Origin of the sequence: Streptomyces poriticola, from assembly GCF_036689765.1 — a bacterium.
Lineage (GTDB): Bacteria > Actinomycetota > Actinomycetes > Streptomycetales > Streptomycetaceae > Streptomyces > Streptomyces poriticola.
In genome coordinates this window covers 67,963-94,688 of the sequence record NZ_JBAGKH010000027.1, presented here as the reverse complement: position 1 = coordinate 94,688, position 26,726 = coordinate 67,963, and the positions used below count along the sequence as shown (strand labels likewise).

Genomic DNA, 26,726 nt, shown 5'->3' with positions numbered 1-26,726 from the left:
GCCCCGGCGGGCGGGGAGCGCCCGCTGGCCAAGCCCCCGGTGCGCAAGCTCGCCAAGGATCTCGGCGTGGACCTGGCGACGGTCACCCCGACCGGTCCCGGCGGCATCATCACCCGCGAGGACGTCCACGCGGCGGTCGCCCCGCCCGCGGCCCCGGCCCCGGAGCCCGTGGCGGCCGCGCCGGTGCCCGCGCCCGCGGCCCCGTCCGCCCCCGCCGCGGTGTCGTACGACACCGTCAGGGAGACCCGTGTCCCGGTCAAGGGCGTCCGGAAGGCCACGGCGGCGGCGATGGTCGGCTCGGCGTTCACGGCGCCGCATGTCACGGAGTTCGTGACGGTCGACGTGACCCGCACGCTGAAGCTGGTCGAGGAGCTGAAGCAGGACAAGGAGTTCGCGGGCCTGCGGGTCAATCCGCTCCTGCTGATCGCCAAGGCCCTGCTGGTCGCGATCCGGCGCAACCCGGACGTCAACGCCTCGTGGGACGAGGCGGCCCAGGAGATCGTGGTCAAGCACTACGTCAACCTGGGCATCGCGGCGGCCACCCCCCGCGGCCTGATCGTCCCCAACATCAAGGACGCCCACGCCCAGACGCTCCCGCAGCTGGCGGCGTCCCTGGGCGAGCTGGTGTCCACGGCGCGGGAGGGCAAGACCTCCCCCGCGGCGATGCAGGGCGGCACGGTGACCATCACCAACGTCGGCGTCTTCGGCGTCGACACCGGCACCCCGATCCTGAACCCCGGCGAGTCCGCGATCCTCGCGGTCGGCGCCATCAAGCCGCAGCCGTGGGTCCACAAGGGCAAGGTGAAGCCGCGCCAGGTCACCACTCTGGCGCTGAGCTTCGACCACCGGCTGGTCGACGGTGAGCTGGGCTCGAAGGTACTGGCCGACGTGGCCGCGATCCTGGAGCAGCCCAAGCGGCTGATCACCTGGGCCTGAGTGCCGGCGGCCCCCGCGGCGAGCGGGGGCCGCCGTCCGGTGCCGGCCCGGGCGGTGAGGCCGGCCGCCGTCGCGGACGTCCGCATGGTGGACCCGCACCTCTATGCGTACGTGTTGTATCTATCCTGTCGGCATGCCGTCCCTCGCCGTGAAGCAGCCGCCCGCCGCCGACCGTGTCTACACCCACGTCAAACAGGGCGTCCTGGAACGCCGTTACGAGGGCGGCACGCTGCTCACCGAGGGCGAGCTCGCCGGGGCCGTGGGGGTCTCCCGCACCCCGGTCCGCGAGGCGTTGCTCCGCCTGGAGGCCGAGGGGCTGATCCGGCTCTACCCCAAGAAGGGCGCGCTGGTCCTGCCGGTCTCCGCCCAGGAGATCGCCGATGTGGTGGAGACCCGGCTGCTGGTCGAGGAGCACGCCGCAAGAAAGGCCGTACCCGCCCCGCCGGGGCTGATCGAACGGCTGGAGGAGCTGCTCGCCCGGCAGAAGCAGCAGGCCGCCACCGGCGATCTCGCCGGCGCCGCGGTCACCGACCGCTGCTTCCACGCCGAGATCGTCCGCAGCGGCGGCAACGAGATCCTCTCCCGCCTCTACGACCAGCTCCGCGACCGTCAGCTGCGGATGGGTGTCGCCGTGATGCACTCCCACCCCGATCGGATCGCCAAGAACGTGACCGAGCACCAGGAGATCCTCGAAGCCCTGCGCACCGGTGACGCGGACCGGGCCGTCGGCCTCGTCCACCGGCACGTCGGCTGGTTCTCGCACCTGGCCCGGGGAGAGGTGCGATGACCGGCTCCGGCAGCCTGCCCGGGGACCCTCCGGGGGGCAGGCGCGCCGTCGCCGTCTGGGGCATCGGCGTCTCCGTCTACTTCGTCGCCGTCATCTTCCGCACCTCGCTGGGGGTGGCCGGCCTCGACGCCGCCGACCGCTTCGACGTCAACGCCTCGGCGCTGTCCACCTTCTCCATCCTCCAGCTGCTGGTCTACGCGGGCATGCAGATACCCGTCGGGCTGCTGGTCGACCGGCTCGGCACCAAGAAGGTGCTGACGATCGGCGTGGTGCTGTTCACGGCGGGGCAGCTCGGCTTCGCGCTCTCCCCGTCGTACGGCATGGCGCTGGCCGCGCGGGCGCTGCTCGGCTGCGGCGACGCGATGACGTTCATCAGTGTGCTGCGGCTCGGCACCCGCTGGTTCCCGGCCCGGCGCGGGCCGCTGGTCGCCCAGCTCGCCGGGCTCGTCGGCATGGCGGGGAACCTGGTCTCCACCCTGGTCCTGGCCCGGCTGCTGCATGATGTCGGCTGGACGGCGGCGTTCGCGGGCAGTTCGCTCGCGGGGGTCGTGGTGCTGGTCCTGCTGCTGCTCTTCCTCAAGGACCACCCCGAGGGGCACGAGCCGGAGCCGGTGCCGCACCAGGGTGCCGCGTATGTGCGGCGGCAGATCGCCGCCTCGTGGCAGGAGCCGGGGACGCGGCTCGGGCTGTGGGTGCACTTCACCACGCAGTTCCCGGCGATGGTGTTCCTGCTGCTGTGGGGGATGCCGTTCCTGGTGGAGGCGCAGGGCCTGTCCCGGGCCGCCGCCGGTGAGCTGCTCACCCTGGTGGTGCTGTCCAACATGGCGATCGGCCTGGTCTACGGCCAGATCGTGGCCCGGCACCACGGGGCGCGGCTGCCGCTTGCGTTGGGCACGGTCGCGACGACGGCCGCGCTGTGGGCCGCCACACTGGCCTGGCCCGCCGAGCGAGCTCCGATGTGGCTGCTGGTGGTGCTGTGCGCGGTGCTCGGTGCGTGCGGGCCGGCGTCGATGATCGGCTTCGACTTCGCCCGGCCGGCGAATCCGCCGGAGCGGCAGGGGACGGCGTCCGGGATCACGAACATGGGTGGCTTCGTGGCGTCGATGACCACCCTGTTCGCGGTCGGTGTGCTGCTGGACGTCACCGAGGACGCGTACTCCGTCGCCTTCTCGTCCGTGTTCGTACTGCAGGCGGTGGGGGTGTCCCAGATTCTGCGGCTGCGGAGGAGGGCGGCCCGCCGGGAGCGGGAGCGACTTGTCGCCAGTCGGGTGGAGACGGTGCACGTTCCCGTATAGGCACCCGGTGCTAGGGGCCCGGTGCGGGTGCGGGCCGGGCTGGGGGCTGCTGCCCCCAGGCCCGCGCTGTCGGCCTGGACGGCCTCGTCCTCGAACGCCGGACGGGCAGTTCGGTGCTGCTGCGTGCTGAGCGCTCCGCTGGAAGTGCCGCGAAATGCCGTCGCCCGTCTGCGGTGCCGTCGTGGCTGGTCGCGCAGCCTCCCGCGCCCCTCCAGGGCGCTGCAGAACCGCAGCGGACTTCGCCCCGACCGGCTCAGGAGGTCACCGTGAAGTTGCGCAGGATCGCCGCCGCCAGGTCCGGGTCACCCTCCGTCTTGATCCGGTCCGCTGCCGCCTCCAGGGTCATGCGGCCGCAGGCCAGGCGGACGAAGGTCTCCCAGTCCAGGGTGAGGGCGGCGGCCGGGCCGAGTGCGGGCGCGGTCTCCAGGGTGCCGCGGCCCTGGATGTCGACGCGGATGGTGCGCAGGAACTCCACCGGGCCGTGCACGTCGACGACGACGGCCGAGCTGCGCGGCGCGTTCGCCTTCTCGGCCACGATCTGCGGGAACTCGGCCAGCAGCACGTCACGGGCGACCTGGGCGCCCGGCGAGTCGAGGTTGCCGGGGCGGCCGAGGGCCGTGCGCAGGTCCTGCTCGTGCACCCACACGTCGAAGGCGTGCCGGCGCATCGCGTCCTGAAGGGTCTGCTCGGCGCCGAGCGGGCCGCGCACCTTGGTGCCCGGGTCGCGCGACTCGTTGCGCAGCTGGCGGTTGCGGCGGATGATCGTGTACTCCAGCTCGGACGTCATCTCGGGCGCCGTGTGGTGCCTGCGGACGTCGACCTGCATCTCCATGTACCGCTGGTGCTCGTTGGTGACGTGGAACAGGTCGCGCGGGAGGGTGTGGATGGGGCGCGGGTCGCCGAGCATCTCGCAGTCCAGGCCGATGACGTGGGAGACGATGTCCCGCACCGACCAGCCCGGGCACGGCGTCCGGCGGTTCCACTCCGCCTCCGCGAGCGGCTGGACCAGCGCGGATATCGCCTCGATCGAGTGAGTCCAGGCGTCGGCGTAGGGCTGGAGGGTGGGATGCAGACTCACGGAACGGGACCCCTCGGCGGTCGGTACACGGGCAGGTGGTGGCGTCGGTGCCAGTGGGAGGTGGCTGCAGTCGGCGGGCGTCTTGGGACGCTAAGTTACGCTGCTGTGCGGCACCCCGGCAGTGCTTTCGTGTGACGATCGTAGGCCCGGGGGAATGTCAGGTGTCGACTGCCCGAATGCCAGGACGGTGGTAATGTGCGCGCCTCTCTGATCCAGATCGCCGTGAACGAGGACGAATCGGTCGTGTCGCGCCGGGTCCGTGCCGTGGATCTCGTCCGGGAGCAGTCGGGCAGCGCCGACCTCGTCGTCCTGCCGGAGCTGTGGACCACGGGGGCGTTCGCCTACGAGGCGTTCGGGACCGAGGCGGAGCCGCTGGAGGGGCCGACGTACGAGGCGATGGCCAAGGCGGCGAGCGAGGCGGGTGTGTGGCTGCACGCCGGTTCGATCCCCGAGCGCGACCCTGATGGACCGCTGTACAACACCTCCCTCCTCTTCTCCCCGTCCGGCGACCTGGCCGCCGCCTACCGCAAGATCCATCGCTTCGGCTTCGACAAGGGCGAGGCCGTGCTGATGGGCGCGGGGCGGGAGCTGGTGACGGTGCGTCTGCCGCAGACGACCCTGGGCGTGGCGACCTGCTACGACCTCCGGTTCCCCGAACTCTTCCGCGGTCTGGTCGGCGCGGGCGCCGAGACCCTTGTCGTCCCGGCGGGCTGGCCGGAGCGCCGACGGTCCCACTGGACGCTGCTGGCCCAGGCGCGGGCGGTGGAGAACCAGGCGTTCGTCCTCGCGTGTGGAACGGCCGGGACGCACGCCGGGGTTCCGCAGGCCGGTCACTCGATCGTGGTCGATCCCTGGGGCGAGGTGCTGGCCCAGGCCGGCCCGGGCGAGGAGGTGCTCAGCGTGGAGTTCGATCCGGCGCAGGTGGCGAAGATCCGGGAGCAGTTCCCGGCGCTCAAGGACCGCGTGCTCGGCCTGGAACCGCCGCGCCGCTGACGCGAGACCGGCTTGCCGTCGCCTGTCGCCTGTCGCCTGTCGCCTGTCGCCTGTCGCCCGTCGCCCGTCGGCGGGCGCATCGCGCGACGGCCGCGGCCCTGCGCGCGCCGCGCCGGGCCCACGCAGCCCCGCGCGCCGCTGCATCCGCTGCAGGCCATGCACTGCCCGCCCGGCGGCCACCTGGGCGCCGACGGGCGTCAGCCCCGGCACCCGCTCCCGGGCTCTCCGTCGCCCGGAACCCGGCATCCGCCCGGCAGGTCGGGATCGGGGTCCCGGCAGCCCGCGCCCGCGGGCTCGGCACCTGCTGTCCGGCAGCTGGGCACCTGGCACCTGCCGCCCGGCAGTTGGGCATCCTTCGCGCGGCGTTCCGTCGGCACCCGGGGGCCGGCATCCGTTGTCCGGCAGACCGTCGCCGGGCACGCGGTGCACGGCCTTCGTCCGCGGTGTGGACGGCATCGGAGCCCGGCGCCCTGTGCCCGGGGGCTCGGCGCGTGCCACCCATCGGCCGGGCACCCGTCGCCCCGGCGGACAGGCACCCCACTCCACCGGCCGGCCCCCGTCGCCGGCCCCCGTCGCCGGCAGACCGGCACCCGGCAGACCGGCACCCGGCAGACCGGCACCCGTCGGCCGAGTGACCTGCACAGGGACCCGACACAGGCGCCCGGGGCCCGGCACCGCCTGGTACCCCGCGCCCGGGGTGGCGCCCCCGCATCCGGTGTGCCGTATCCGCGCCTGGCCTGCTTGCCCGCGCCCGGTGTGACGCGGTCGCAGGCGGGGTCAGTCGTCGTCCTCCCGTTCCTTCTCCGCCAGGTGGATCACGCACACCGCCAGCGCGATGAGCAGTGCCGGATCGGCGTCGTCGCGGACCACGTCGATGCCGTAGGTGTCGCGGAGCGTCAGCCAGCGGCGCGAGACCACGGCCAGCAGCTCACCGTCGTACTCGACGGCGAACTCCCGGTCGAGGATCTTGCCGCTGACGTCCAGCTCGTTGCCGTCGGCCAGGGACACCCGGTAGTGGTTGCGCAGCAGCGACAGCCGCTTGCGCCGGATGGTGGCCAGCGGCTCGCCGGCCCGCTCGATCACCATGGTGTCCCGGAGCGCGAACATCTTCTGGCGGATGTCGATCAGCACCCGCCCCCGGGTGTCCTTCAGCTCCCAGGTGTCCCGCAGCCGCAGCGCCTTGCCGTCGACGAGGAAGACCTTGTTTCCGCTGTCGTCCTCGATCCAGTAGTCGTCGCCGAAACCCAGGATCCGGTCGTACACGAGGAATCTCATGCGGTGATCGGTTCCCCCGTGCCCGGACCGAAACGCCGCCGGTAGGCCGACGGGCTGAGCCCGGTCTCGCGCCGGAGCCGCGCCCGCAGATTCGCGGCCGTGCCCAGCCCGCAGCGGGCCGCCACCACGTCCAGCCGGTTCTCCCCGCGTTCGATCAGCCGCCGGGCCAGGGTCACCCGCTCGGCGGTCAGCCAGGCCAGCGGCGTGGTGCCCAGCTGGGTGCGGAAGCGGCGGTGCAGGGTGGCCGGGGAGACCGCTGCGCGCGCTGCCAGCTCCGCCACCGTCAGAGGCTCGCCGAGCCGCTCCTGCGCCCATGCCAGCAGCGGGCCGAGCGAGGCGTCGGGCACGTCCGGCACCGGCCGCTCCACGAACTGCCGTTGCCCGCCGTCCCGGTGTGCGGCGAACACCAGCCGCCGGGAGACGGCGTTGGCGATCTCGGCGCCGTGGTCCTGCCGCCACAGGTGCAGCCCGAGATCCAGCGCGGCGGAGCTGCCCGCGGCGGTGAGGATCCCGCCCTCGTCCACGAACAGCACGTCCGGTTCCAGCACCACTCCCGGGTGCAGCGAGCGGAAGGAGTCCGCCCAGAGCCAGTGCGTGGTGGCCCGGCGCCCGTCCAGCAGCCCGGCCTCGGCGAGCGCGAAGCTGCCGGTGCAGAAGCTCACCACGCGGGCACCGCGCGCGTGGGCGCGGCGGACGGCGGCGAGCACGGCCTCCCCGCGCGGGACGACGTTGTCCGGCCGGCCCGGTACGACGAGGGTGTCGGCGTCGTCCGCCGCGTCCAGGCCCGGCACATCGGTGAGGGTGAAGAAGCCGTGGTTCATCCGCACCTCGGGATCCGGCGCGCAGAGCGTCACCTCGTACAAGGGGCCGGCAAGCCCCAGCTCGGGCCGTGGCAGCCCGAACAGCTCGGTGGCGCAGCCGACCTCGAACGGGTTCGTGCCCTCGTCGACGATCACGGCGACACGGTGCGGACGCGCGGCCTGAGCGGGCGGAGCGGCCTGAGCGGCCTGAGCGGCCTGAGCGGGCTGGCCCGGCCGAGCGGGCTGAGAGGATCCTTGCGGCATATGCGATTCCTAGCACTCGTGCGAGGGTCCCGGTACCCCGACGATGACCGTATGAACAAGGAACCGATCTCGCTCGCCGCCGCCCTCGCCTCCTTCACCGAGCAGTGGAGCCCGCGCATCGTCACCGCCGTCAACGACTACGACGTCCGCATCGCGAAGGTCGAGGGCGAGCACGTCTGGCACGCCCACGACCACACCGACGAGTTCTTCCTCGTCCTCGACGGCGAGCTGCACATCGCCCTGCGCGAGCCGGCCGGCGAGCGCACCGTCGTCCTGCCGAAGGGCTCGGTCTTCACGGTGCCGCGCGGCATCGAGCACAAGCCGTACGCACCCGTGCCCACGGCGCTGCTGCTCCTGGAGCCGACCGGGACGCTCACGGTCGGCGACCGCCACGACGAGGTCCCGGACCACGTCGACGCGACCACCGGTCACGCGCTCACCTGACCGAGGGGCGCGAACCGACATGACGGGGCGGGCAACGCAACGACCTGACCGGGTGGACGCTGAGGCCTCAGGCGCCGTAGCCGTTGCTGTAGCCGTTGCCGTAGCCGTCGCGCCGGCCGGAGTGCGGGGCCGCAGGATCCTCGACGACCGGAGTCGTGGGGGGCATCACCACGCGCCTGCGCCGGGCGATGCTGCCGAAGGTCGCCACACCGATCAGGCCGGCGATCATGAGGATGACGCCGACCAGGTCGAGGTTGACGCCCTGCATCTCCCAGTCGGTCGCGAACGTGAGGATGGCTCCCGCGGCGAGGAGGATGATGCATCCGCCGAGGCCCATGAGTGTCCCCTCCTTGTCGGTCGGGCCGGGCGTTCCACCCGGCCCGGCTCCCTCCGGGTGCCCCGGAGGGCAACACTCATGCGTCACACGCGTGTTGGCGGGGCGGGTGCCGGGGCTCCCGGGCGGGTGACCGGGCTCCCGGGCTAACCCTCCAGGAACGCCACCAGCGAGTTCGCCAGCAGGTGCGGGTCGTCGACGCCGCACAGCTCGCGGGCGCTGTGCATCGACAGGATGGCCACGCCGATGTCGACCGTGCGGATGCCGTGCCGGGCGGCGGTGATCGGGCCGATCGTGGTGCCGCAGGGCATGGAGTTGTTGGAGACGAAGGACTGGAAGGGGACGTCCGCACGCTCGCAGGCGGCGGCCCACACCGCGCGGCCCGAACCGTCCGTGGCGTACCGGTTGTTGACGTTGACCTTGAGAATCGGGCCGCCGTTGATGCGCGGATGGTGCGTGGGGTCGTGCCGCTCCGCGTAGTTGGGGTGCACCGCGTGGCCGGTGTCCGACGACAGACAGACCGTGGCCGCGAAGGCGCGCGCCCGGTCCTCGTACGCCCCCCCGCGCGCGAACACCGAGCGCTCCAGCACGCTGCCGAGCAGCGGGCCGTCGGCGCCGGTGTCCGACTGGGAGCCGTTCTCCTCGTGGTCGAAGGCGGCGAGGACGGGGATGTAGGAGAGCGTCCGGTCGGCCGTCGCCAGCGCGGCCAGGGCCGCGGTGCCCGCGTGCACGGACAGCAGATTGTCCATGCGCGGGCCGGCCACCAGCTCCTTGTCCCGGCCCAGGTACGCGGGCGGCTCCACGGAGTGGACCATCAGGTCCCAGCCGGTCACCTCGCCCGCCGGGATGCCCGCGGTCTCCGTAAGGAAGGCGACGAGGTCGCCGTCGCGGACGTCGTCGCCGAGACCCCAGACCGGCTGGAGGTGGCGCTGCTTGTCCAGCTTGAGCCCCTCGGAGGAGACCGTGCGGTCCAGGTGGATGGCGAGCTGCGGGATGCGCAGCAGCGGCCGGTCGACGTCGACCAGGACGGTGGAGCCGTCGCGCAGGCTCAGCCGGCCGGCCAGGCCCAGGTCGCGGTCGAGCCAGGAGTTCAGCAGCGGGCCGCCGTACACCTCGACGGCGACCTGGCGCCAGCCGTGCGCCCCGCTGTCGGGCCGGGGTTTGACACGCAGGTTGGGGGAGTCGGTGTGGGCGCCGACGATCCGGAACGGGGTGTGCGGCTCGGCGCCCTCGGGGACGTACCAGGCCACGATCGCCCCGCCGCGCAGGACGTACTTGCCGCCCGTCGTCCCGTCCCAGGCGTCCGTCTCGGCGACCTGCCGGAAGCCCGCCTTCTCCAGCCGTTCGGCGGCGTTCGCCACGGAGTGGTACGGCGTGGGGCTCGCCGCCAGGAAGGACATCAGGTCGTCGGTGTGGCCGCGGTCGAAGCGGGGAGGTTCGCTCATGGGTTCACCTTAACGACGGACAACGGGGCGCTCCCGGGTCCGTTACCGCCCGGGCGTGATGTTGTGGTTCAGGCGGAAGAGGTTGCCCGGGTCGAAGCGGCGTTTGACCACCGTCAGCCGGTCGTGGTTCTGACGGTAGCTGGCACGGATCCGGTTCTGGTCGTCGGCGGTGAGGAAGTTGACGTAGCCCGCGTCGAGTGTGTGCGGGCGGAGCGCGGCGTCGTACTCCCGGGTCCAGGCGATGTCCTCGGCGATGTGGGAGGGGTCGGGGACGCTCGCGCCGTACACGGTGGAGAAGACCGCGTCACGGTAGGCGAACGCGGTGTCCTCGGGGCCGACGCGGTGGCAGGCGCCGTCGACGGGGAAGACGATCGTGTCGCTCTCCAGCGACGGCAGGGCGCGGCCGTACCTCATGTGGACGTCGATGGCGGCGTCCGGCACGTCGCGGCTGAAGGCGCCCTTCCAGTAGTGGTAGAGCCCGGCGGGCAGCAGTTCGTCGAACAGCGTGTTGATCACCGGGTACGGCATCCGCCGCACGGCCCGGCCGAGGACCGGGCCGAGTCCGGCGAGCCGGGCGAGGACACGGTCGTCCTCTTCCTCGGCGCCGCTGAAGCAGGTGAGCACACCGCACACCGGCCGTCCGTGCCAGCGCTCCGGCAGGAACGGCACGGGTGGGCCGAGCGCCACCGCGAAGAGCGTGTTGAACTCCTCCGGCGAGTCCGCGACCAGCCCCCGCCAGCGCCGTACGACGTCGCCGTCCAGCGGGTAGAACGTGGGGCCGCCGAGGATGTCCGCCACGGGGTGCAGCCGGTAGCTCAGGGACACCGCGGCACCGAAGTTGCCGCCGCCGCCGCGCAGCGCCCAGAACAGATCGGTTTCGTGCTCGGCGTCGCAGCGCACCAGGGTGCCGTCGGCGGTGACGATCTCGGCCGCGGTCAGGTTGTCGCAGCTCAGCCCGTAGCGGCGGGCCAGATGCCCCATCCCGCCGCCGAGGGTGAGGCCGGCGATACCGGTGGAGGAGACGACGCCTCCGGTGGTTGCCAGGCCGTGCGCGTACGTCGCCCTGTTGAAGTCCCGCCAGGTGCAGCCGCCCTGGGCCCGGGCGAGGCGCCGCTCCGGGTCGACGCGGACGGTGCGCATCCGGGACAGGTCGAGCACCAGCCCGTCGTCGCAGGTGCCGTGCCCGGCGACGGAGTGTCCGCCGCCGCGCACCGCGAGCGGCAGCCCGCGTTCACGGGCGAGGTTCACGGCGGTCGCGCAGTCGTCGGCGTCGACGGGCCGGACCACGACGGCGGGACGGCGGTCGTGCAGCGCGTTGTAGACCCGGCGGGCCCGGTCGTAGCGGGGGTCGTCCGGGCCGATGACGTCACCGCGGACGGTGCCGTGCAGCGCGTCGAGGACCCGGGCGGGGTGCGGGTGGACGGTGCCGGTCATGGCTCGCAGCTCCTCTCCGGCGCGGCGGACGCGATGTCCGCGTCCGCGGAGGTATCGGCGGGTGCCTGTGTCTTCGTTCTAGGCGAAGGCAGGCGGCCCGGGCATCGACCGGACCGCCCATTCGTCACGGCTCTGCCCGATGGGCAGAACGGCCCATCGGGCGGCTGCGTCGCCGCCCGCGCGGCGGGCGGGCGACCGGGCGGGTGCCGAGTGCCGACGGGGGCGCGTGGCATGGTGGTGGTGGGGGGCGTCCGGCCGACGGGGCGCGGCCGTGGCGTGTTCACGGGCCGTCTCAGGCCGGTCTGCGGGTGGGGTCCCGGCCTGCCGGGCCGTCGGACTGATGGGTCGGCTGGGTCGGTGGTGAGGAGGCCGGCGGCTGGTGGCCGCGTCCGTGGTGGGGCCGCCTTCCGCCGGGCGGGTCGCAGGACGGTCGGCAGGCCCTCCGCCGTCGCACCGGCGCGGGGGTGCGGCTTCGCCCGGCCTCCGGCTGCCCTCGTGCCGCACCGGAGGTCCTGCTTTCGTGGACCCACCCGGCCAGGATCATCCGGCCAGGATCACCCGACCAGGGATCCCGTTCGATCAGAACCGTCCTCGTGATCGACGGGACACCGGCTTCTGAGCGCCGATCACGCGAGGCTCGTCAGCCTGCTCGCCGCTCCCTTCTGGTCGAGGACCTCGGCGGTTGGTATCGCGCAGTGATCCAGCGACAGGACCCGGCCTCCTCGGAAGGACGGCTGCCGGCAGGCGGTGCCGTGGTTCAACGGGTGGGCGTGCGCCGTGTCACGCGGTTCCACCAGGATCGGCGGGGCCCTGCTGCTGATCCGGACTCCGGCGCTCTGGATGCCGAGACCGCAGGGGCGGACGGCGACAGGGCCGGGCTCGCCGCCCCTTCGTCGCCTGGAGCCCACCGGGTGGTGGGTGCGATCGGGGGAAAGCGGACGGGCAGGGCGGCCAACGCCCGGTGGAAGGGACCTTGCCGCCAGCGCAGAGCCTCGACGGGGACGTCCAGTTCGATGTCGGGGAGCCGGTCGAGCAGCTTCTCCAAGGCCGTTGCGGCGATCAGGTGGGCGGGGCCCTTCGCCGGACAGGTGTGGGGACCCGCACTCCACGCGAGGTGCGCGCGATTGCCGCGCCGACGGTCGTACGCGAGACCGGTACCCGTGTTCGCGGCGGCCAGGCTGATCAGAACAGGGGTGCCCGCACGAAGGAGGTTTCCGTCGAGTTCTACATCCTGGACCGGATAGTGAATGGCGTAGTTCGCCAGCGGTGGGTCGGTCCACAGGACCTCGTCGATGGCGTCGTCGACGGGCATGCTGCCGCCTGCGAGGTCACCTGCGAACCGTTCGTCGGACAGCAGCAGCCGCAGCCCGTTGCAGATGAGATTCTGCTGCGGCTCGGTACCTGCGCCCATGAGGAGCACCAGTTGGTGCATCATCTCCTCGTCGGTGAGCCGAGCGGGATGCGCCATCAGCCAGGACGACAGATCCGGCCCCGGCTCCCGCCGCTTGAGGGCGACCAGCTCCGCGACCCCCTCGGTCAGGACCGCGTTGGCCTTCTCGGCGTCGGCGTCCGCGTCGAAGATCCCGGACATTCCGTCGACCAGCTTGTCCCCGATGTCCGGTGGGCAGCCGAAGAGCTGGTTGAAGACCAGCAGGGGCAGGACGGCGCCGTACTCGGACAGCAGATCCGCCTTTCCCCTGGGGCCGATGCGGTCGATGAGCGTGTCGGCACTGTGCTCCACGTACCCCCTCAACGCGTCGGGGTCGACGCGGCCGAGGCTGTCCGTGATCGCGCCGCGCAGCCTGCTGTGCTCCTGGCCGTCGGTCCACAAGGCGTTCGGCCGGTACATCATCATCGGTACCACCGGGCTGTCCGCCGGCACCGACCCGTCGGCCAGAGCCCGCCATCGTCGCGGATCCTTGGAGTAGCGCTCAGGACTGCGCAGCACCTCCAGGGCCGTCTCGTAGCCGGTCACCAGCCATGCGTGCACGCCGGGCGCTATCTCCACAGGAGCGACGCAGCCGTGGGCACGTAGCCGGGTGTACGACGCCATGGGATCGGCGGCGAACTCAGCGCCGAACAAACGCTCCGCAGGGCGGGCACCTGCGTGCCCCGGGCAGCCGGGAGGAGTCACCGCAGAGGATGTGTTCCGGTGTGGTGTCATCGCTTCTCCCCGGAGATTCGAGTCTGCAGGTATTCGACGAGGGAGATCAGCGCTCCGGTCGAGGACGTGGCTTCCCGCGCGTCGCACGCCACCAGGGGGGTTTCCGGAAGCAGGTCGAGGGCCTCGCGGATGTCGGCCACCGAGAAGACCGGCGCGCCCTCGAATCGGTTGACGGCGACCGCATACGGTACGCCGCGTTCCTCCAGCAGCCCCATGATGTCGAAGGACTGGTCCAGCCGTCGGGTGTCGGCGAGCACCAGGGCACCGAGTGCTCCGTGCAGCATGTCCTCCCACAATCTGGCGAAACGTCTTTGCCCCGGGGCGCCGAACAGGTAAAGCACCAGGGACTCACTGAGTGTCAGGCGGCCGAAGTCCATCGCCACGGTCGTCGTCGTCTTGTCGGGAGCCCCCTCCAGGTCGTCGACGAGTTCGCCGGCCTGCGTCATCGTCTCTTCGGTGCGCAGGGGACGGATCTCGGAGAGTGTTCCGACGAACGTGGTCTTGCCGACGGCGAAATGGCCGACGACGAGGATCTTGACCGTGGTGGTGACGGTGTCAGCCACGTACGACGGGTCAGAGACGGGAACGGAGCCCAAGGAGCACCTCCTGCAGGAGCTGAGCGTCTGGACGTTGTGCCTGAGGGATGGGGGGACGCGCGCTGAGGTGGCCGCTGTCGATGAGGTCGCAGAGCAAGACCTTGGTGACGCTCACCGCAAGCGAGAGGTGGGCGGCCACTTCGGCGACCGACAGAGCTCCTCCCGCGCACAGTTGCATGACCCGCAGCTTCTCCGGATTGAGCCCGCTCACCGGGCGCCCGAGCACCGCCGTGACCAGTGTGACCAGGTCCACCGTGTTGCGGCTCGGATGAGCGCGGCCCTCTGTGACGACGTACGGCCGTACCAGCCCCCTGTCCCGCCCCGGTCGAGGCGGGGTCATTGCGTACCAGTGCTGTCTGACGCGCCGGCCGCGGAGGTCAGCCGGGGCAGAGACGTCAGCTCCTTGCCCAGTCGGTCGACCAGTTTGTGCATGCTGAAGGTGACGGATTCCATGTCGACGTCCTGGCCGGCGGACACGGCCAGGTACGCGCCCGAGCCGGCTGCCACCAGGAAGACGTACCCGTCGACGAATTCGATCAATGTCTGCTGCCACGGCGAGGAAGCCTGTGCGCAGAACTCGGCCGTACTCCGACTGATCGACTGCAGCCCGCACAGTGCCGCGGCCTGCCGCTCGGCCTCGTCGCGGTCGAAGTCCTTCGAGTGCGCGCGGAGCATGCCGTCCGCGGAGAGCAGGATCGCGTGGCGGGCCTCGGGGATCTTCAGCACCTCATCGAGCATCCACCCGAGTTCGTTGGTCATGTGGCCGGTCATTTCTCGGCGTTCCCTTCGCTGTCGGTGGATGCGTCACGGCCGGAACGCGTACCGCGGGCGAATGCGCCCATACGGGAAGCGGTCTCGGCGGCAGGGCGGGCGAGCGCGGGACCGGCGGGCGCCGGAGCCCCGCTGTCACCGGGCTCCTGGTGCAGTGGTGTGCGCCTGCGGCGCCTGGGCAGTACGCCCGCGCCGGCCGACGCCACGGCCCCCTCGTCGGAGAAAGCGGACGGCTCCCCGGATGCCTGGAGGCGGGCGGCTGTCTCGGCGGCGGGGCCCGGGAGGCCGGCCGGGTCACCGGCGGTCGGGGCCTCGGGCCGGGCGGTGGAAGACGGGGCGGAGACAGGCGGGGTCTCGGCTTCCCGCACGGGGATCGGAGGCCCCATGAAGCGCACCCGGTTGAGGAGGGCGTTGGGCAGGAAGAGCACGGCTCGCACGCCGCCGTAGGGCGACTGGGTGTCGACGGAGACACGGAAACCGTACCGGGCGGCAAGGACGCCGATCACGGCGAAGCCGAACCGCGGTGGGTCGCCGAGCCGGTGGATGTCGACGTCCTCTCCGGACAGACGTCGCGCGGCTTCCTCGGTCTCGCGAGCGTCCAGGCCGATACCGGCATCGTCGACGACGATGCTGACGCCGTTGTGGGCTGCCTGGATGGTCACTTCAACCGTGGTGTTGGGCTGGGAGTGCCGGGCCGCGTTGTCCAACAGCTCCGCAACCGCCAGGACCACCGGCTCCACAGCCCGGCTCACCACGTCCATGTCCACCCGGCAGTGAACCTTGACGCGTCGGTAGTCCCGGATCCTCGACGTCGCGCCGCGCACCACCTCCAGCAGCGCAGACGCCGCCCGCTGGCGTCCGGGCCACGAGCCGCAGAGGACGGCGACGGCCTGTGCTCTCCGCCCGAACTGCGCGTTGGCGTGATCGACCTCCAGGAGGTCCTGGAGCACATCGGGGTTGTCGTGGCGGCCTTGCATCTCCGAGATCGACAACTGCTGCTCACTGGCCAGGGCCTGCAGCACGCGCATCGTCGCCTTCAGCGTGGTCTTCGCGGACTTGTCCGCCCGCGACTGTGCGGCCTCCCCGGCGCCGGAGAACTGGTCGACCACCCTCTGCAGGCTCTTTCCGTACGCCGTTTCGGCGAATCCCGCGTCGAGTGGACCGGGCTCCGGTGTGGCACCGGTATCGCGGGATGCCTGCAGCATCGCAGGGAGCCGGGCCTCGGCGAGATGCAGCATCTCGGCCTCATGGGCGATTACGTCGGCCTCGCTCAGCCTCAGCAGACGACGGAGGGAGGCGGTGATCCGGTACTGGCGTATCAGCAGCAACAGCGCGACGAGTGCGGCCATGGCGAGGCACCAGATCACCGCCCCCTGTATGTGTTGTGTCATCAGATCCTCGAACGGGGGAAGGAGAGGCGCATCCGGAGGAAACGGGACAAGAGGCAAGCCGGCTCTGTCGGAGCCCATCGGATTTCGATCGGCCCTGCCGGGCACGCACCGTGGCGCTGGTAGGCCAGGGAGCCCCCGCATCCTCACAAAGGGAGCGCAGGAGTGATCGATCATCCTGTGTCCGAGGGGTGGCCTCAAGGGCCCTGGGTAACAAATCGAACTCAACAATGTGCTACTGCCTGGTAACTGTCCGTTGCCGCGGTCGCTGTATCCGTCAACCGGACAGGGAAGCTGCACCCGCCTACGCACGCCGCACGCGCGCGCTCCCTCTCCTCCGAAATCCGCGACACCGAGGATCACCTGCCCGAGCTGGTGCTCAGCGCCGATGCGAACGCGTTCGCAGACCTTCGGGCCCGAGCCCTCGCACCGTTGCGGACCTTGCCCGCCGCGACCGGACGACGGCTGGAGGAGACGCTGCGGTCGTGGCTGCTGCAGCAGGGCAGGCGGGACGAGGGGCGGCGGCGTTGTTCGTCGATCCCCGGACAGTCCGGTACCGGATGTCGCAGCTGCGGGAGCTGTTTCCGGGTCTGGCATCGCCACACCGGGGCCTTGAACCGACGCCGGCGGTGGGTCTCCGGGTCAGCTGACGCGTACTTCGACCGCCCGCGAACGCGTCCGCGAACGGTCCAGGAACCGTGCCTCGTTCTCGGTGCCGTCAGCCGGCTCTCAGGCCAGGTCGTGGGTGCAGGCGAAGGCGGTCGCGGCGGCTCGGGAGCCGACCCCGAGTTTGGTGAACATGTTGTTCAGGTGCCGGGCGACGGTGTGCTCGCTGATGCAGAGTTCGGCCGCGATCTCGCGGTTGGTCCGGCCGGCCGCGACCAGGCGCAGCACCTGCGCCTCGCGGGGTGACAGCCCGGCGGGCAGGGCCTGGTCGTGTGCCTCGGCCCGGGAGAGCAGTGCGGCGGCGCGGCGGGCCTCCGGGTCCGAGCCCAGCGCGGTGAACGCCGCGTGCGCCGCCCGCAGCTCCAGCACCATGCCCTCCTGGTCACCGGCGGCCCGGTCGGCAGCGGCGAGCAGCATCCTGACCCGCGCCGCCTCGTACGGCACACCCAGCTCCAGCCAGGCCGCGAGCGCCCGGCACAGCGGTCGGCGGGCCTGCTGCGGCGAGGTGGTGGCGTCCGGGCGGAGCTCGGCGAGGGCGAGTGCCCCGCGGGCGGTGTCGGCGAGGGCGTGCAGCAGCGGGGGCCCCGCGCCATCAGCGTCCCGGGCGCCCGACGGATCCGCGGGTACGGCATCCGACGGACCCACGGTGCCCGTGTCCGCTCCCACCGCACGCGACGGCCCGTCGCCCACTGCGTCCGTGCCGGCCGAGCGTGCCGCACCCACGTGTCCAGTACCTCCGGTGCCTTCTGCGCCGGTGTTCTTCGGGCGGGCCGCCCCCGCGTGCCCTGTGCTTCCGGTGCCTGCCTGGCCGGTGTTCTTCGGGTGGGTCGCGCCCCCCTGGGCTGTGCCACCGGCGCTCGCCGCGCTCGCGTTCTCCGAGCGGGCCGTACCCACGTGGTCGCTGCCCGCGAGATCTGCGTCCTCCGAGCCCCCGGTGCGCGCGTCCACCGAGCCCGGGTCGGCCGTGCTCGGTGCGGTCCCCGTGCCCCGTGCGCCCGCCGCGCCCACACTCGACGGACCCGTGCCCGCGAGCCGCTCCAGCTCGCCCACCGCCACGCGGGCCGCCCGGGCGTTGCCGACCGCCAGTTCCACCTCGACCAGGGCGGCCAGCAGCTGGGCCGTGCCGAAGGGCCCTGCCGGGCCGGTGCCGTCGAACTCGTCGGTGAGGGCGAGGCGCAGCGCGGCGGCGGCCTGGTCGGCCCGGCCCTCGGCGAGCCGCAGCAGGGCGAGACCGGGCTGCGGGGTGCGGCCCAGGGCGTGTGCGCGGGCGTACTCCGTCTCCGCCGCCGCCGAGTCACCGCGCCGCCGGTGGATGTCGCCGGCGATGTAGTGCGCCTCGCCGCTGATCCCGGCGTCGTGGGGGCCCGTCTCCGCGCACACCCGGAGTGCCTCGGCGGCGGCGCCCGGCCAGTCGCCGCGCAGATCGAGGACCTGCACCCGGTGGACCCGGCACAGCCCCCGGAACGGGTCGTCGGCGGAGCGGTCGGCGCACCAGCGCATCGCGGCCTCGCTCCACTCGACGGCCCGCCCGAGGTCGGCGGCTGCCATGCACCGGGTGAGGGCGAGGCAGTAGATCCATCCGGTGAACAGCGAGCTCAGCTCGCCCGCGGTGACCGAGCACATGGCGTCGTCGAGCCGGGCCAGCCCCTCGGCGGTGCGGCCGTGGTCGAGCAGGACGCCGGCGTGCACCTGGTGGCTCATGGCGAGCAGATCGCGGCCCGCGGGCGGATCACGGTCGCCGTGGGCGCGGGCGATCGCCGACATCCGCCGGGCGGCGGCCAGCGCGGCGGGCACGTCGCCGCGTTCCGAGGCCTCCTCGGCGTCGCTCCAGGCGGTGTAGCACTGCTCGAGGCATTCGGGCAGGGCGTCCAGGTGCTGCCGGGCGCGGTGCAGCCAGCCGCTCGCGGCACCGGGGCGTCCGATGTCGCGGTTGTCGTAGAACAGCATCCAGGCGGCGTGCCCGGCGGGCCGCTCGGCGCCGGTCCGCGCGTAGCCGGAGTACGCCTGGGCACGGGCGGCGACGGACTCGTCGGGGTGCCCGGTCCACCATGCGGCGTCGGCGAGCAGACAGAGGTCGTCGGGGGTGAGCGTGCCGGGCGGCAGGGCGCTCAGGACGTGGTAGGCGTCGGCCCAGGCGTCCCGGGCGGCGGCGTCGCGGGCGGTGGCCTTCCGGGCGGCGGAGTCGCCGGCTGCGGAGCCCTCGGCGGTGGCGTCCTCGGCGGTGGCCTTCCGGGCGGCGGTCTTCCGGTCGTGGGACGGACCGGCTGCGGGTGCGCCGTCGCCTGACGGGCCGCCTGGGGGCCGGGATCGCCGTGGCGCGGTACCCATGTGCGGTTCCCTTCCGCTGTCCAGCATAGGAACGCGCGGAGCGGGCCGCCCCCGGACGGAAGGTCCGGGAACGGCCCGCTCACGGGTCGCCTACGGGCGGGAGGGCCGGGAGACGCTCAGAACGCCGCCTCGTCCAGCTCCATCAGGTCCAGCTCGACGCCCTCGGCGACCTTGCGGGCCAGGGTGACGCCGGGCAGGACGTTGGCCGCGAAGAACTTCGCCGCGGCGATCTTGCCGGTGTAGAAGGCCTTGTCCTTGCCGGCGGCGGTCGGCAGCTTCTCGGCGGCGACCGCGGCACCCTTGAGCAGCAGGTAGCCGACGATCACGTCACCGGAGGCCATCAGCAGGCGGGTGGTGTTGAGACCGACCTTGTAGATGTTCTTGACGTCCTGCTCGGTGGCAGCGAGGTCGGTGAGCATCAGGCCGACCAGCGACTCCAGCTCGACGGCGGCCTTGGCGAGCTGCTCGCGGGCGCCGGAGAGCTCCTCGCCGCCGGTGCCGAGGGCGAGGAACTTCTTGATGTCCTCGGCGAGCGAGTTCAGCGCGGCGCCCTGGTTGCGGACGATCTTCCGGAAGAAGTAGTCCTGGCCCTGGATCGCCGTGGTGCCCTCGTACAGGGTGTCGATCTTGGAGTCCCGGATGTACTGCTCGATCGGGTACTCCTGCAGGAAGCCGGAGCCGCCGAAGGTCTGCAGCGACTGGGCGAGCTGCTCGTAGCCCTTCTCGGAGCCGTAGCCCTTGACGACCGGCAGCAGCAGGTCGTTGAGCGCGTGCTCGGTGGACGCGTCCTCGCCGTTCGCCTCCTTGACGGCGATGGCGTCCTGCACCGAGGCGGTGTACAGCACCAGCGCCCGCATGCCCTCGGCGTAGGCCTTCTGCGTCATCAGCGAGCGGCGGACGTCGGGGTGGTGGGTGATGGTGACCTTGGGCGCGGTCTTGTCCATGAAGTTGGCCAGGTCCGGGCCCTGGACGCGCTCCTTGGCGTACTCCAGCGCGTTGAGGTAGCCCGTCGACAGCGTGGAGATCGCCTTCGTCCCGACCATCATGCGGGCGAACTCGATGATGCGGAACATCTGGCGGATGCCCTCGTGCTTGTCGCCGATCAGCCAGCCCTTGGCGGGGTGCCGGTCGCCGAAGGTCATCTCGCAGGTGTTGGACGCCTTCAGGCCCATCTTGTGCTCGACGTTGGTGGCGTAGGCGCCGTTGCGCTCGCCCAGCTCGCCGGTCTCGAAGTCGAAGAGGTACTTCGGGACGAGGAAGAGGGACAGGCCCTTGGTGCCGGGACCGGCGCCTTCGGGGCGGGCCAGCACGTAGTGGAGGATGTTCTCCGACATGTCGTGCTCACCGGAGGTGATGAAGCGCTTCACGCCTTCGATGTGCCAGGAGCCGTCCTCCTGCTGCACGGCCTTGGTGCGGCCGGCGCCCACGTCCGAGCCGGCGTCCGGCTCGGTGAGGACCATGGTGGAGCCCCACTGCTTCTCGACGGCGATCTGGGCGATCTTCTTCTGGACCTCGTTGCCCTCCTCGTGGAGGATCCCGGCGAACGCCGGGCCGGAGGAGTACATCCACACCGCCGGGTTGGCGCCAAGGATCAGCTCCGCGTAGGACCAGATCAGCGACGGCGGGGCGGTGGTGCCGCCGATGCCCTCGGGCAGGCCGAGGCGCCAGTACTCGGAGTCCATGAAGGCCTGGTAGCTCTTCCTGAAGGACTCGGGGACCGGCGCGGTGTTGGTCTCCGGGTCGAAGACCGGGGGGTTGCGGTCGGCGTCGGCGAAGGACTCGGCCAGCTCGTTCTCCGAGAGGCGGGTCAGCTCCTCCAGGATGCTCTTGGCGGTGTCGACGTCCATCTCCGCGAACGGGCCGGTGCCGTACAGCTTGTCGCGGCCGAGTACCTCGAAGAGGTTGAACTCGATGTCGCGGAGATTCGACTTGTAGTGCCCCATGGCGACGGCTCCGTTGAGAGATCGGCGAGGCACTGACTCCTCGCTCCTGTTTCACGTACCAACAAGTAACTACGATGATGCTACCCGTCGGTAATAAGAAGCAACCCCGATCCGGTCATCTGTGACAGGTCACACCGGAACCATCAGTGACGCGCTGTAACCCTCCTCGAGGCTGCCCTGCACCCGCGCCGGCTGCTGCTCGTACCCGTCCCGGAAGAATCCGTCGCTCTCCGGGGGCGGCGGACGCAGATTCGTCACGCTCCGTCCGTGATCCGCGCGCAGTTCCCCGTGCCCCTTCGGGGCGCCTCCGAACCGCGGCGGACTTCGCCCGGCCTGCTCAGAACGCGCCCGCCGTGGACGGCCAGGGTGCCGCCCGCGAATCGGCCGGGAGGGGTGGGGCGCGTCCCGGTCCTCGGTACGCTTGCGCTCATGTACGGCTACGACCAGACCGCGGGTCCCCAGGGGCAGTACGCCCCGCCGCAGCAGCCGATGTCCGGCGGCTACGGGCAGCAGCAGTCGCCGGCCTACCCGGAGCCGTCCCCGCCCTCGCTCGCGGACGCGGTCCGTGCCTTCACCACCGGGCAGGTGGCCGCGGAGGACTTCCAGCAGATCTTCGCCACGTCGAAGGTCTACTGCCCGCGCGGTGAGAACCCCGGCTTCCTCGCCCTGCACAACACCCAGCAGCCGGTGATCCCGATGTTCACCTCGCTGAAGGAGCTCCGCCGCTACGCGGGCAAGGAGTCCAAGTACTTCGTGATCACCGGCGCCGAGGTGATCGACCTGTTGCCGACCGGCTACGGCTTCGTCCTGGACATGGAGGGCGAGCACCGGATGGTGTTCGACGCGAAGGCCGTCGAGGAGATGGTCGACTTCGCGATGCGCAGGATGTACGGCTAGCTGCGCGCGGGACGCACGGCTGGCTGCCACCGCTGCCGAGCGGAAGACCGACGAGCCCGGAGGGAATGCCCTCCGGGCTTTCTCTGTTGCAGATGGCGAGAAGTTCAATACTCAACTAAACTGGGCGCAGCCTAGGAGGTACCGACATGCCTGCAGTGACCGTCGAGAACCCGTTGACGCTGCCCCGTGTGACCGCGCCCGCCGACGCCGTGGCACGTCCCGTGCTCGCTGTCACGACCGCACCCAGCGGTTTCGAGGGCGAGGGCTTCCCGGTGCGCCGCGCGTTCGCCGGGATCAACTACCGCCATCTCGACCCGTTCATCATGATGGATCAGATGGGTGAGGTGGAGTATCAGCCCGGGGAGCCGAAGGGGACTCCCTGGCATCCGCACCGCGGCTTCGAGACCGTCACCTACATCATCGACGGCGTCTTCGACCACCAGGACTCCACCGGCGGTGGCGGCACCATCACCAACGGGGACACCCAGTGGATGACGGCCGGATCGGGCCTGCTGCACATCGAGGCGCCGCCGGAGCACCTGGTCGTCTCGGGCGGTCTCTTCCACGGCCTGCAGCTGTGGGTGAACCTGCCGGCCAGGGACAAGATGATGGCGCCGCGGTACCAGGACATCCGGGGTGGCAGTGTCCAGCTGCTCACCACCCCCGACGGCGGCGCGCTCCTGCGCGTCATCGCGGGCGAGCTGGACGGCCACGCCGGTCCCGGCATCACCCACACCCCGATCACGATGATCCACGCGACCCTCGCGCCGGGCGCCGAGATCACCCTGCCGTGGCGGGAGGACTTCAACGGCCTCGCCTACGTCCTGGCGGGGCGGGGCGCGGTGGGTGCGGAGCGCCACCCGGTCCAGCTGGGCCGGACGGCGGTCTTCGGTGCGGGCGGTTCCCTGACCGTGCGGGCCGACGACAAGCAGGACGCCCACACCCCGGACCTGGAGGTCGTCCTGCTGGGCGGTCGGCCGATCCGGGAGCCGATGGCCCACTACGGCCCGTTCGTGATGAACACCAGGGACGAGCTGATGCAGGCCTTCGAGGACTTCCAGAAGGGGCGGCTGGGGAAGATCCCGGCCGTGCACGGCATGTCGGAGGACGGCCTGTAGGGACCGCGGAGGCGGTACGGTACGACAAGGCCCGAAGCCGCAAGTTCGAGTTGCGGCTTCGGGCCTGTCCTGTCGGTCCTGTGGGTGGCTACGGAAGCACGTGGACCGGATCAGACCCTGGAGGTCGACGACGTTCATGTCTCGACCCCAGCTCTTCGAGTACGTCTGCCGCGGGAAACCAGTGCGTCCCGTCCGGCATCGTCGGCCTCCGCACCCGCGCCCCGGTGGCCGCGAACACGAAGTCGTCGATGTCGATCGCGTCCTTGCGCGTGTTGCTCTGCTCGTCCGTCGAGCGTCACCCCCGCGTCGGAACGTAGCTGCGCGAGGAGCAACTCACGTCCACAGCAAGAATGTTCACCTGAAAGTGGACAGACGCATCGATTCTGTCGACCGCGTCAGGCCTTCACGCCCTCGACGAACGCCGACCACGCGGCGGCGCCGAAGAGCAGTGCCGGGCCGGGGCGGACCGCGCTGACGTGCTGTCGCCTGACCAGGTCTCCCCGCAGGACACGCAGGCCGGCGCGTGATCCGCTGGGCGTATGCAGCTGCTTCCCGAGGCGGTGCGGCGGTTCGCCGCGTGGTGCGCCGTCGTGCTGCTCGCCAGCGGTGTCGTCTATGTCGGGATCCGGCTCTGCGTGGAGTTCCGCACCGCCGTGACGCCCGCGCTGCTCGCGCTGCTGGGTACCGCGCTGCTGAGGCCGCTGCACCGGCGGCTGGTGGCGGCCCATGTGCAGCGGTCGCTGGCCGCGGGGATCACCTGTGTCGCAGTGGTGGCGGTGGTCGGCGGGGCCGTCTATATCGTGGTCGCCGCGCTGATCGAGAGCGGTGACCAGATCATCGCCTCGCTGCGGACGGCGGCCGAGGACGTCGCCGAGCACTTCGGGGCGGCCGGGACCTCGCTGCACGACCTCGCGTCCAACGCCCGGGAGCTGCTGGGCAGGTTCGGTGCCACCGCCGCCTCGGGGGTCGTCAGCGGGGTCAGCGTGGTGGGCGAGACCATCGCCATGGCCGTGCTCGCGCTGCTGCTGGTCTTCTTCTTCCTGCGCGACTCCGACCAGGCCGTCGGTACCGTGCGCGCGCTGGTTCCGCGCAGTGGCGCCGACATGGCCGAGGCGATGGCGCGACGGGCCTTCGGCGCCGTCGAGGGCTTCATGCGGGGCACCACGCTGATCGCGCTGATCGACGCCTTCTGCATCACCGTGGGGCTGCTCGTCCTGCGGGTGCCTGGTGCGGTCGGGCTTGGGGCGCTGGTCTTCGTCGGCGCCTACATCCCCTATCTCGGCGCTTTCATCTCCGGGACGGTCGCGGTGCTGGTCGCGCTGGCCGACCGCGGGTTCGTCATCGCGCTGTGGGCACTCGGGGTGGTACTGGCCGTGCAGCTCCTGGAGGGGCATGTGCTCCAGCCGATGATCCAGAGCCGGACGGTGCAGATGCACCCGGTGGTGGTGCTGCTCGCGATCACCGCCGGGGCGTCGGTGGCGGGCATCCTCGGCATGCTGCTCGCCGTGCCGCTCACCGCCGCAGCCTTCGGCGTCGTCCGCGAGCTGCAGGCCCGTTACGCGGCGGCGGATCCTCCCGCGGAGTCCGCTCCCGGGCCCGCGGACTCGTAGAGCTCGAACCAGATGCTCTTGCCCTGGCCACGCGGGGCCACCCCCCATGCGTCGGCGAGCAGCTCGATCAGCATCAGGCCGCGTCCGGAGGACGCCATCTCCCCCGGTCGGCGCCGGTGCGGCAGGTCGTCGCCGCTGTCCTTGACCTCGACCCGGATCCGCCGCTCGCCCGGGGTCCCGGTCACCTCCGCGACCAGCAGTGCGTCGGCGTCGGTGTGGACCAGCACGTTGGTCAGCATCTCGGAGAGCAGCAGGACCGCCGAGTCCCGCTGCTCGTCGCTGGGCCAGTCGTGCAGCAGGTCGCCCAGGTGACGGCGGGCGGCGGCGATCCGCTCCGGCTCGGCCTGTGCCACGGACAGCATCGTGCGCCGTACGGGAGTCCGGGCGGTGATGCCCTCCCCGCAGCCGCATCCTTCGTCCTCCCGGCGCAGCAGCAGTACCGCGATGTCGTCCTCGCGACGGTCGGCGAGCGGGCCGGTGGTGTGGTGCGAGGAGGGGCCGTGCACGGCCTGGACCAGCGAGTCGGCGAGTTCCTCCAGGTCGCCGTCGTGGCTCTCCAGGATGACGCGCAGCCGGTCCCAGCCGCTGTGCAGATCGTGGCCGCCGGTCTCGACCAGCCCGTCCGTGCAGAGCATCAGGGTGTCGCCGGGCTCCAGCGCCAGCCGGGTGGTCGGGAAGTCGGAGTCCGGGGCGATGCCCAGCGGCAGTCCGCCGGGCGTCGCCCGGATCAGCGCGGTGCCGTCCGCCATGCGTACCACCGGGTCCAGATGACCGGCGCGGGCGCTCTCCACGGTCCCGGTCGCGGGGTCGACCTCGACGTAGAAGCAGGTTGCGAACCGCGGGTCGCCGTCATCCGAGCCGGAGGCGCTGATGTCGTGGAAGAACCGGGAGGCGCGGGAGAGCACCGCGTCCGGCCGGTGGCCCTCGGAGGCGTAGGCGCGCAGCGCGATACGCAGCTGGCCCATCAGCCCGGCCGCCCGTACGTCATGGCCCTGGACGTCGCCGATGACGAGGGCGAAGCGGCCCCGGGGCAGCGAGATCATGTCGTACCAGTCGCCGCCCACCTGAAGGCCGCCGCCGGTGGGGACATAGCGGGCGGCGACGCTCATGCCGGGGATCTCGGGGCCCAGTACGGGCAGCATGGAGCGCTGGAGCCCGTCGGTGAGCTCCCGCTGGGTCTCGGCGGCCCCGGCCCGGGACAGCGCCTGGGCCAGCATCCGGGCCACGGTGGTCAGCACGGACCGCTCGTCCGGGGTGAACGCCACCGGGTAGGCGAAGGCGGCCATCCAGGCGCCCATCGGATGGCCCGCGACGGTCAGCGGCAGAAAGGCCCAGGACTGCCGCCGGAACCGCTCGGCCAGCGGCCAGGTGAGCGGATAGCGGGACCGGTACTGCTCGGGCGATGACAGGTAGACGGCCCGGCCGGTGCGGACCACCTCGGCGGCCGGATAGGCGGTGTCCAGGGACATATGGGTGAACGGGTCCTCGGCCCCGGTCTGGTGGCCGTGGTGGCCGATGATGGTCAGCCGGTCGCCCTCGACGCCGAAGACCGCGAGCCCGTCGGGCGAGAAGCCGGGCATCGACAGGCCCGCCGCGACCCGGAGCACCTCCTGCGTCGACCGGGCCTCGGCCAGTGCCCGGCCCGCGTCCAGCAGGAACGCCTCGCGGGACCGCCGCCAGTCGCCGGTGACGGTACGGCGCCCGGCGGGCGTGCCCGGTCTCGGCTCGGCTATCTCCTGGATGGTGCCGGTCAGCTCGTAGGTCTTGGTCCGGTCGTCGAAGGAGGGCTTGCAGCGGCTGCGCACGACGCCGATCACATGACCCAGCTCGTCCATGATCCGGACCCGGATCTCGGCGAGGGTGCCCTCGGCGGCGGCGAGCCGGATCACACCGGTGATCTCGTTCCAGTCGACCGGGTGCAACCGGGCGCGCACCTGGGCCTCGGTGAGGGCCGCGGGACGGGCGGGGAGGCCCAGTAGCCGGGCGGCCTCCGCATCGACGCTGACGAGCCCGGTGGCCGTGTCCCAGTGCCACAGGCCCGTCGCGAGGGCGGTGAGGACGTCCTCCACGGCGGGCAGGGGCTCACCAGTGCGCATTTCCCCACTGTAAGAAGAGGTCGTCGGGCGCTGCCACCGGTCGCCGCGCAGCCGGTCACGGTTG

23 protein-coding genes and 2 pseudogenes are annotated in these 26,726 nt (G+C 72.0%); 9 read left to right on the top strand and 16 right to left on the bottom strand.

What is annotated here, in order from left to right; translation table 11 throughout:
* The 3 genes from V5O46_RS25755 to V5O46_RS25745 all read left to right on the top strand — a co-directional run.
* Positions 1-936 (top strand): dihydrolipoamide acetyltransferase family protein (locus tag V5O46_RS25755; protein WP_332887085.1); only part of this gene is annotated, 936 nt, incomplete at its 5' end.
* A gap of 133 nt (positions 937-1,069) precedes the next feature.
* Entirely contained in the window at positions 1,070-1,723 is a 654-nt protein-coding gene (locus tag V5O46_RS25750) for a GntR family transcriptional regulator (RefSeq protein ID WP_332887084.1), read from the top strand.
* On the top strand, positions 1,720-3,018 hold the full coding sequence (locus V5O46_RS25745) for an MFS transporter (RefSeq protein ID WP_332887083.1): 1,299 nt from the start codon (positions 1,720-1,722) through the stop codon (positions 3,016-3,018). The genes V5O46_RS25750 and V5O46_RS25745 overlap by 4 nt, the downstream gene beginning before the upstream one ends.
* Positions 3,019-3,271: 253 nt before the next feature.
* On the opposite strand, the gene V5O46_RS25740 is transcribed toward V5O46_RS25745, so the two are convergent.
* Positions 3,272-4,096 (bottom strand): maleylpyruvate isomerase family mycothiol-dependent enzyme, encoded by an 825-nt coding sequence (locus tag V5O46_RS25740; RefSeq protein ID WP_332887082.1) that lies wholly within the window; start codon positions 4,094-4,096, stop codon positions 3,272-3,274.
* Positions 4,097-4,291: 195 nt separating this feature from the next.
* Here V5O46_RS25740 and V5O46_RS25735 point away from each other — a divergent pair, with 195 nt between their 5' ends.
* On the top strand, positions 4,292-5,089 hold the full coding sequence (locus V5O46_RS25735; protein ID WP_332887081.1) for a carbon-nitrogen family hydrolase: 798 nt from the start codon (positions 4,292-4,294) through the stop codon (positions 5,087-5,089).
* A 777-nt stretch (positions 5,090-5,866) separates the two neighbouring features.
* Here V5O46_RS25735 and V5O46_RS25730 read toward each other — a convergent pair.
* Together V5O46_RS25730 and V5O46_RS25725 are read right to left on the bottom strand one after the other, a co-directional pair.
* On the bottom strand, positions 5,867-6,364 hold the full coding sequence (locus tag V5O46_RS25730; protein ID WP_332887080.1) for an LURP-one-related/scramblase family protein: 498 nt from the start codon (positions 6,362-6,364) through the stop codon (positions 5,867-5,869).
* On the bottom strand, positions 6,361-7,428 hold the full coding sequence (locus V5O46_RS25725; RefSeq protein ID WP_408649057.1) for a helix-turn-helix domain-containing protein: 1,068 nt from the start codon (positions 7,426-7,428) through the stop codon (positions 6,361-6,363). The genes V5O46_RS25730 and V5O46_RS25725 overlap by 4 nt, the downstream gene beginning before the upstream one ends.
* Before the next feature lie 51 nt (positions 7,429-7,479).
* On the opposite strand from V5O46_RS25725, the gene V5O46_RS25720 reads away from it, so the two are divergent.
* Complete coding sequence (locus V5O46_RS25720; RefSeq protein WP_332887078.1) at positions 7,480-7,872, top strand: cupin domain-containing protein; 393 nt, start codon at positions 7,480-7,482, stop codon at positions 7,870-7,872.
* Positions 7,873-7,939: 67 nt separating this feature from the next.
* Here the strand turns inward: V5O46_RS25720 and V5O46_RS25715 are convergent, their stop codons facing one another.
* The 8 genes from V5O46_RS25715 to V5O46_RS25680 form a co-directional block, all read right to left on the bottom strand.
* Positions 7,940-8,209 (bottom strand): DUF6458 family protein, encoded by a 270-nt coding sequence (locus V5O46_RS25715; protein WP_332887077.1) that lies wholly within the window; start codon positions 8,207-8,209, stop codon positions 7,940-7,942.
* 143 nt (positions 8,210-8,352) lie between these two features.
* On the bottom strand, positions 8,353-9,651 hold the full coding sequence (locus V5O46_RS25710) for a M18 family aminopeptidase (protein WP_332887076.1): 1,299 nt from the start codon (positions 9,649-9,651) through the stop codon (positions 8,353-8,355).
* Positions 9,652-9,693: 42 nt separating this feature from the next.
* Positions 9,694-11,085, bottom strand: coding sequence for an FAD-binding oxidoreductase (locus V5O46_RS25705; protein WP_332887075.1), 1,392 nt, complete (start codon positions 11,083-11,085; stop codon positions 9,694-9,696).
* Between the two features lie 757 nt (positions 11,086-11,842).
* On the bottom strand, positions 11,843-13,168 hold the full coding sequence (locus V5O46_RS25700) for a cytochrome P450 (RefSeq protein WP_408649056.1): 1,326 nt from the start codon (positions 13,166-13,168) through the stop codon (positions 11,843-11,845).
* Positions 13,169-13,245: 77 nt separating this feature from the next.
* Complete coding sequence (locus tag V5O46_RS25695) at positions 13,246-13,845, bottom strand: GTP-binding protein (RefSeq protein WP_332887073.1); 600 nt, start codon at positions 13,843-13,845, stop codon at positions 13,246-13,248.
* The gene (locus V5O46_RS25690; protein ID WP_332887072.1) at positions 13,823-14,185 is read right to left on the bottom strand and encodes a DUF742 domain-containing protein; all 363 of its coding nucleotides are present in this window, start codon (positions 14,183-14,185) and stop codon (positions 13,823-13,825) included. The genes V5O46_RS25695 and V5O46_RS25690 overlap by 23 nt, the downstream gene beginning before the upstream one ends.
* On the bottom strand, positions 14,182-14,616 hold the full coding sequence (locus tag V5O46_RS25685) for a roadblock/LC7 domain-containing protein (RefSeq protein ID WP_332887071.1): 435 nt from the start codon (positions 14,614-14,616) through the stop codon (positions 14,182-14,184). Before V5O46_RS25685 ends, V5O46_RS25690 begins: the two co-directional genes overlap by 4 nt.
* On the bottom strand, positions 14,613-16,007 hold the full coding sequence (locus V5O46_RS25680; RefSeq protein WP_332887070.1) for an ATP-binding protein: 1,395 nt from the start codon (positions 16,005-16,007) through the stop codon (positions 14,613-14,615). Before V5O46_RS25680 ends, V5O46_RS25685 begins: the two co-directional genes overlap by 4 nt.
* Positions 16,008-16,316: 309 nt before the next feature.
* On the opposite strand from V5O46_RS25680, the pseudogene V5O46_RS25675 reads away from it, so the two are divergent.
* Positions 16,317-16,654 (top strand): annotated as a pseudogene (locus V5O46_RS25675) (helix-turn-helix domain-containing protein); the annotation flags it as partial.
* Between the two features lie 79 nt (positions 16,655-16,733).
* Here V5O46_RS25675 and V5O46_RS25670 read toward each other — a convergent pair.
* The 3 genes from V5O46_RS25670 to V5O46_RS25660 form a co-directional block, all read right to left on the bottom strand.
* The gene (locus V5O46_RS25670) at positions 16,734-18,998 is read right to left on the bottom strand and encodes a LuxR C-terminal-related transcriptional regulator (RefSeq protein WP_332887069.1); all 2,265 of its coding nucleotides are present in this window, start codon (positions 18,996-18,998) and stop codon (positions 16,734-16,736) included.
* 116 nt (positions 18,999-19,114) lie between these two features.
* Positions 19,115-20,941, bottom strand: coding sequence for an acyl-CoA dehydrogenase (locus tag V5O46_RS25665; RefSeq protein WP_332887088.1), 1,827 nt, complete (start codon positions 20,939-20,941; stop codon positions 19,115-19,117).
* Between the two features lie 129 nt (positions 20,942-21,070).
* Positions 21,071-21,199: a hypothetical protein gene (locus V5O46_RS25660; RefSeq protein ID WP_332887068.1), complete on the bottom strand. Its 129-nt coding sequence runs from the start codon at positions 21,197-21,199 to the stop codon at positions 21,071-21,073.
* A gap of 171 nt (positions 21,200-21,370) precedes the next feature.
* Here V5O46_RS25660 and V5O46_RS25655 point away from each other — a divergent pair, with 171 nt between their 5' ends.
* On the top strand, positions 21,371-21,838 hold the full coding sequence (locus tag V5O46_RS25655) for an SseB family protein (RefSeq protein WP_332887067.1): 468 nt from the start codon (positions 21,371-21,373) through the stop codon (positions 21,836-21,838).
* A 146-nt stretch (positions 21,839-21,984) separates the two neighbouring features.
* The gene (locus tag V5O46_RS25650; protein WP_332887066.1) at positions 21,985-22,956 is read left to right on the top strand and encodes a pirin family protein; all 972 of its coding nucleotides are present in this window, start codon (positions 21,985-21,987) and stop codon (positions 22,954-22,956) included.
* 127 nt (positions 22,957-23,083) lie between these two features.
* Here V5O46_RS25650 and V5O46_RS25645 read toward each other — a convergent pair.
* A pseudogene (locus V5O46_RS25645) lies at positions 23,084-23,212 on the bottom strand (DNA-binding protein); the annotation flags it as partial.
* A gap of 283 nt (positions 23,213-23,495) precedes the next feature.
* On the opposite strand from V5O46_RS25645, the gene V5O46_RS25640 reads away from it, so the two are divergent.
* Complete coding sequence (locus V5O46_RS25640) at positions 23,496-24,566, top strand: AI-2E family transporter (RefSeq protein ID WP_332887065.1); 1,071 nt, start codon at positions 23,496-23,498, stop codon at positions 24,564-24,566.
* Here V5O46_RS25640 and V5O46_RS25635 read toward each other — a convergent pair.
* Positions 24,512-26,662: a SpoIIE family protein phosphatase gene (locus tag V5O46_RS25635; protein WP_332887064.1), complete on the bottom strand. Its 2,151-nt coding sequence runs from the start codon at positions 26,660-26,662 to the stop codon at positions 24,512-24,514. The two genes, V5O46_RS25640 and V5O46_RS25635, sit on opposite strands and share 55 nt — an antisense overlap.
* Between the last annotated feature and the right edge of the window lie 64 nt (positions 26,663-26,726).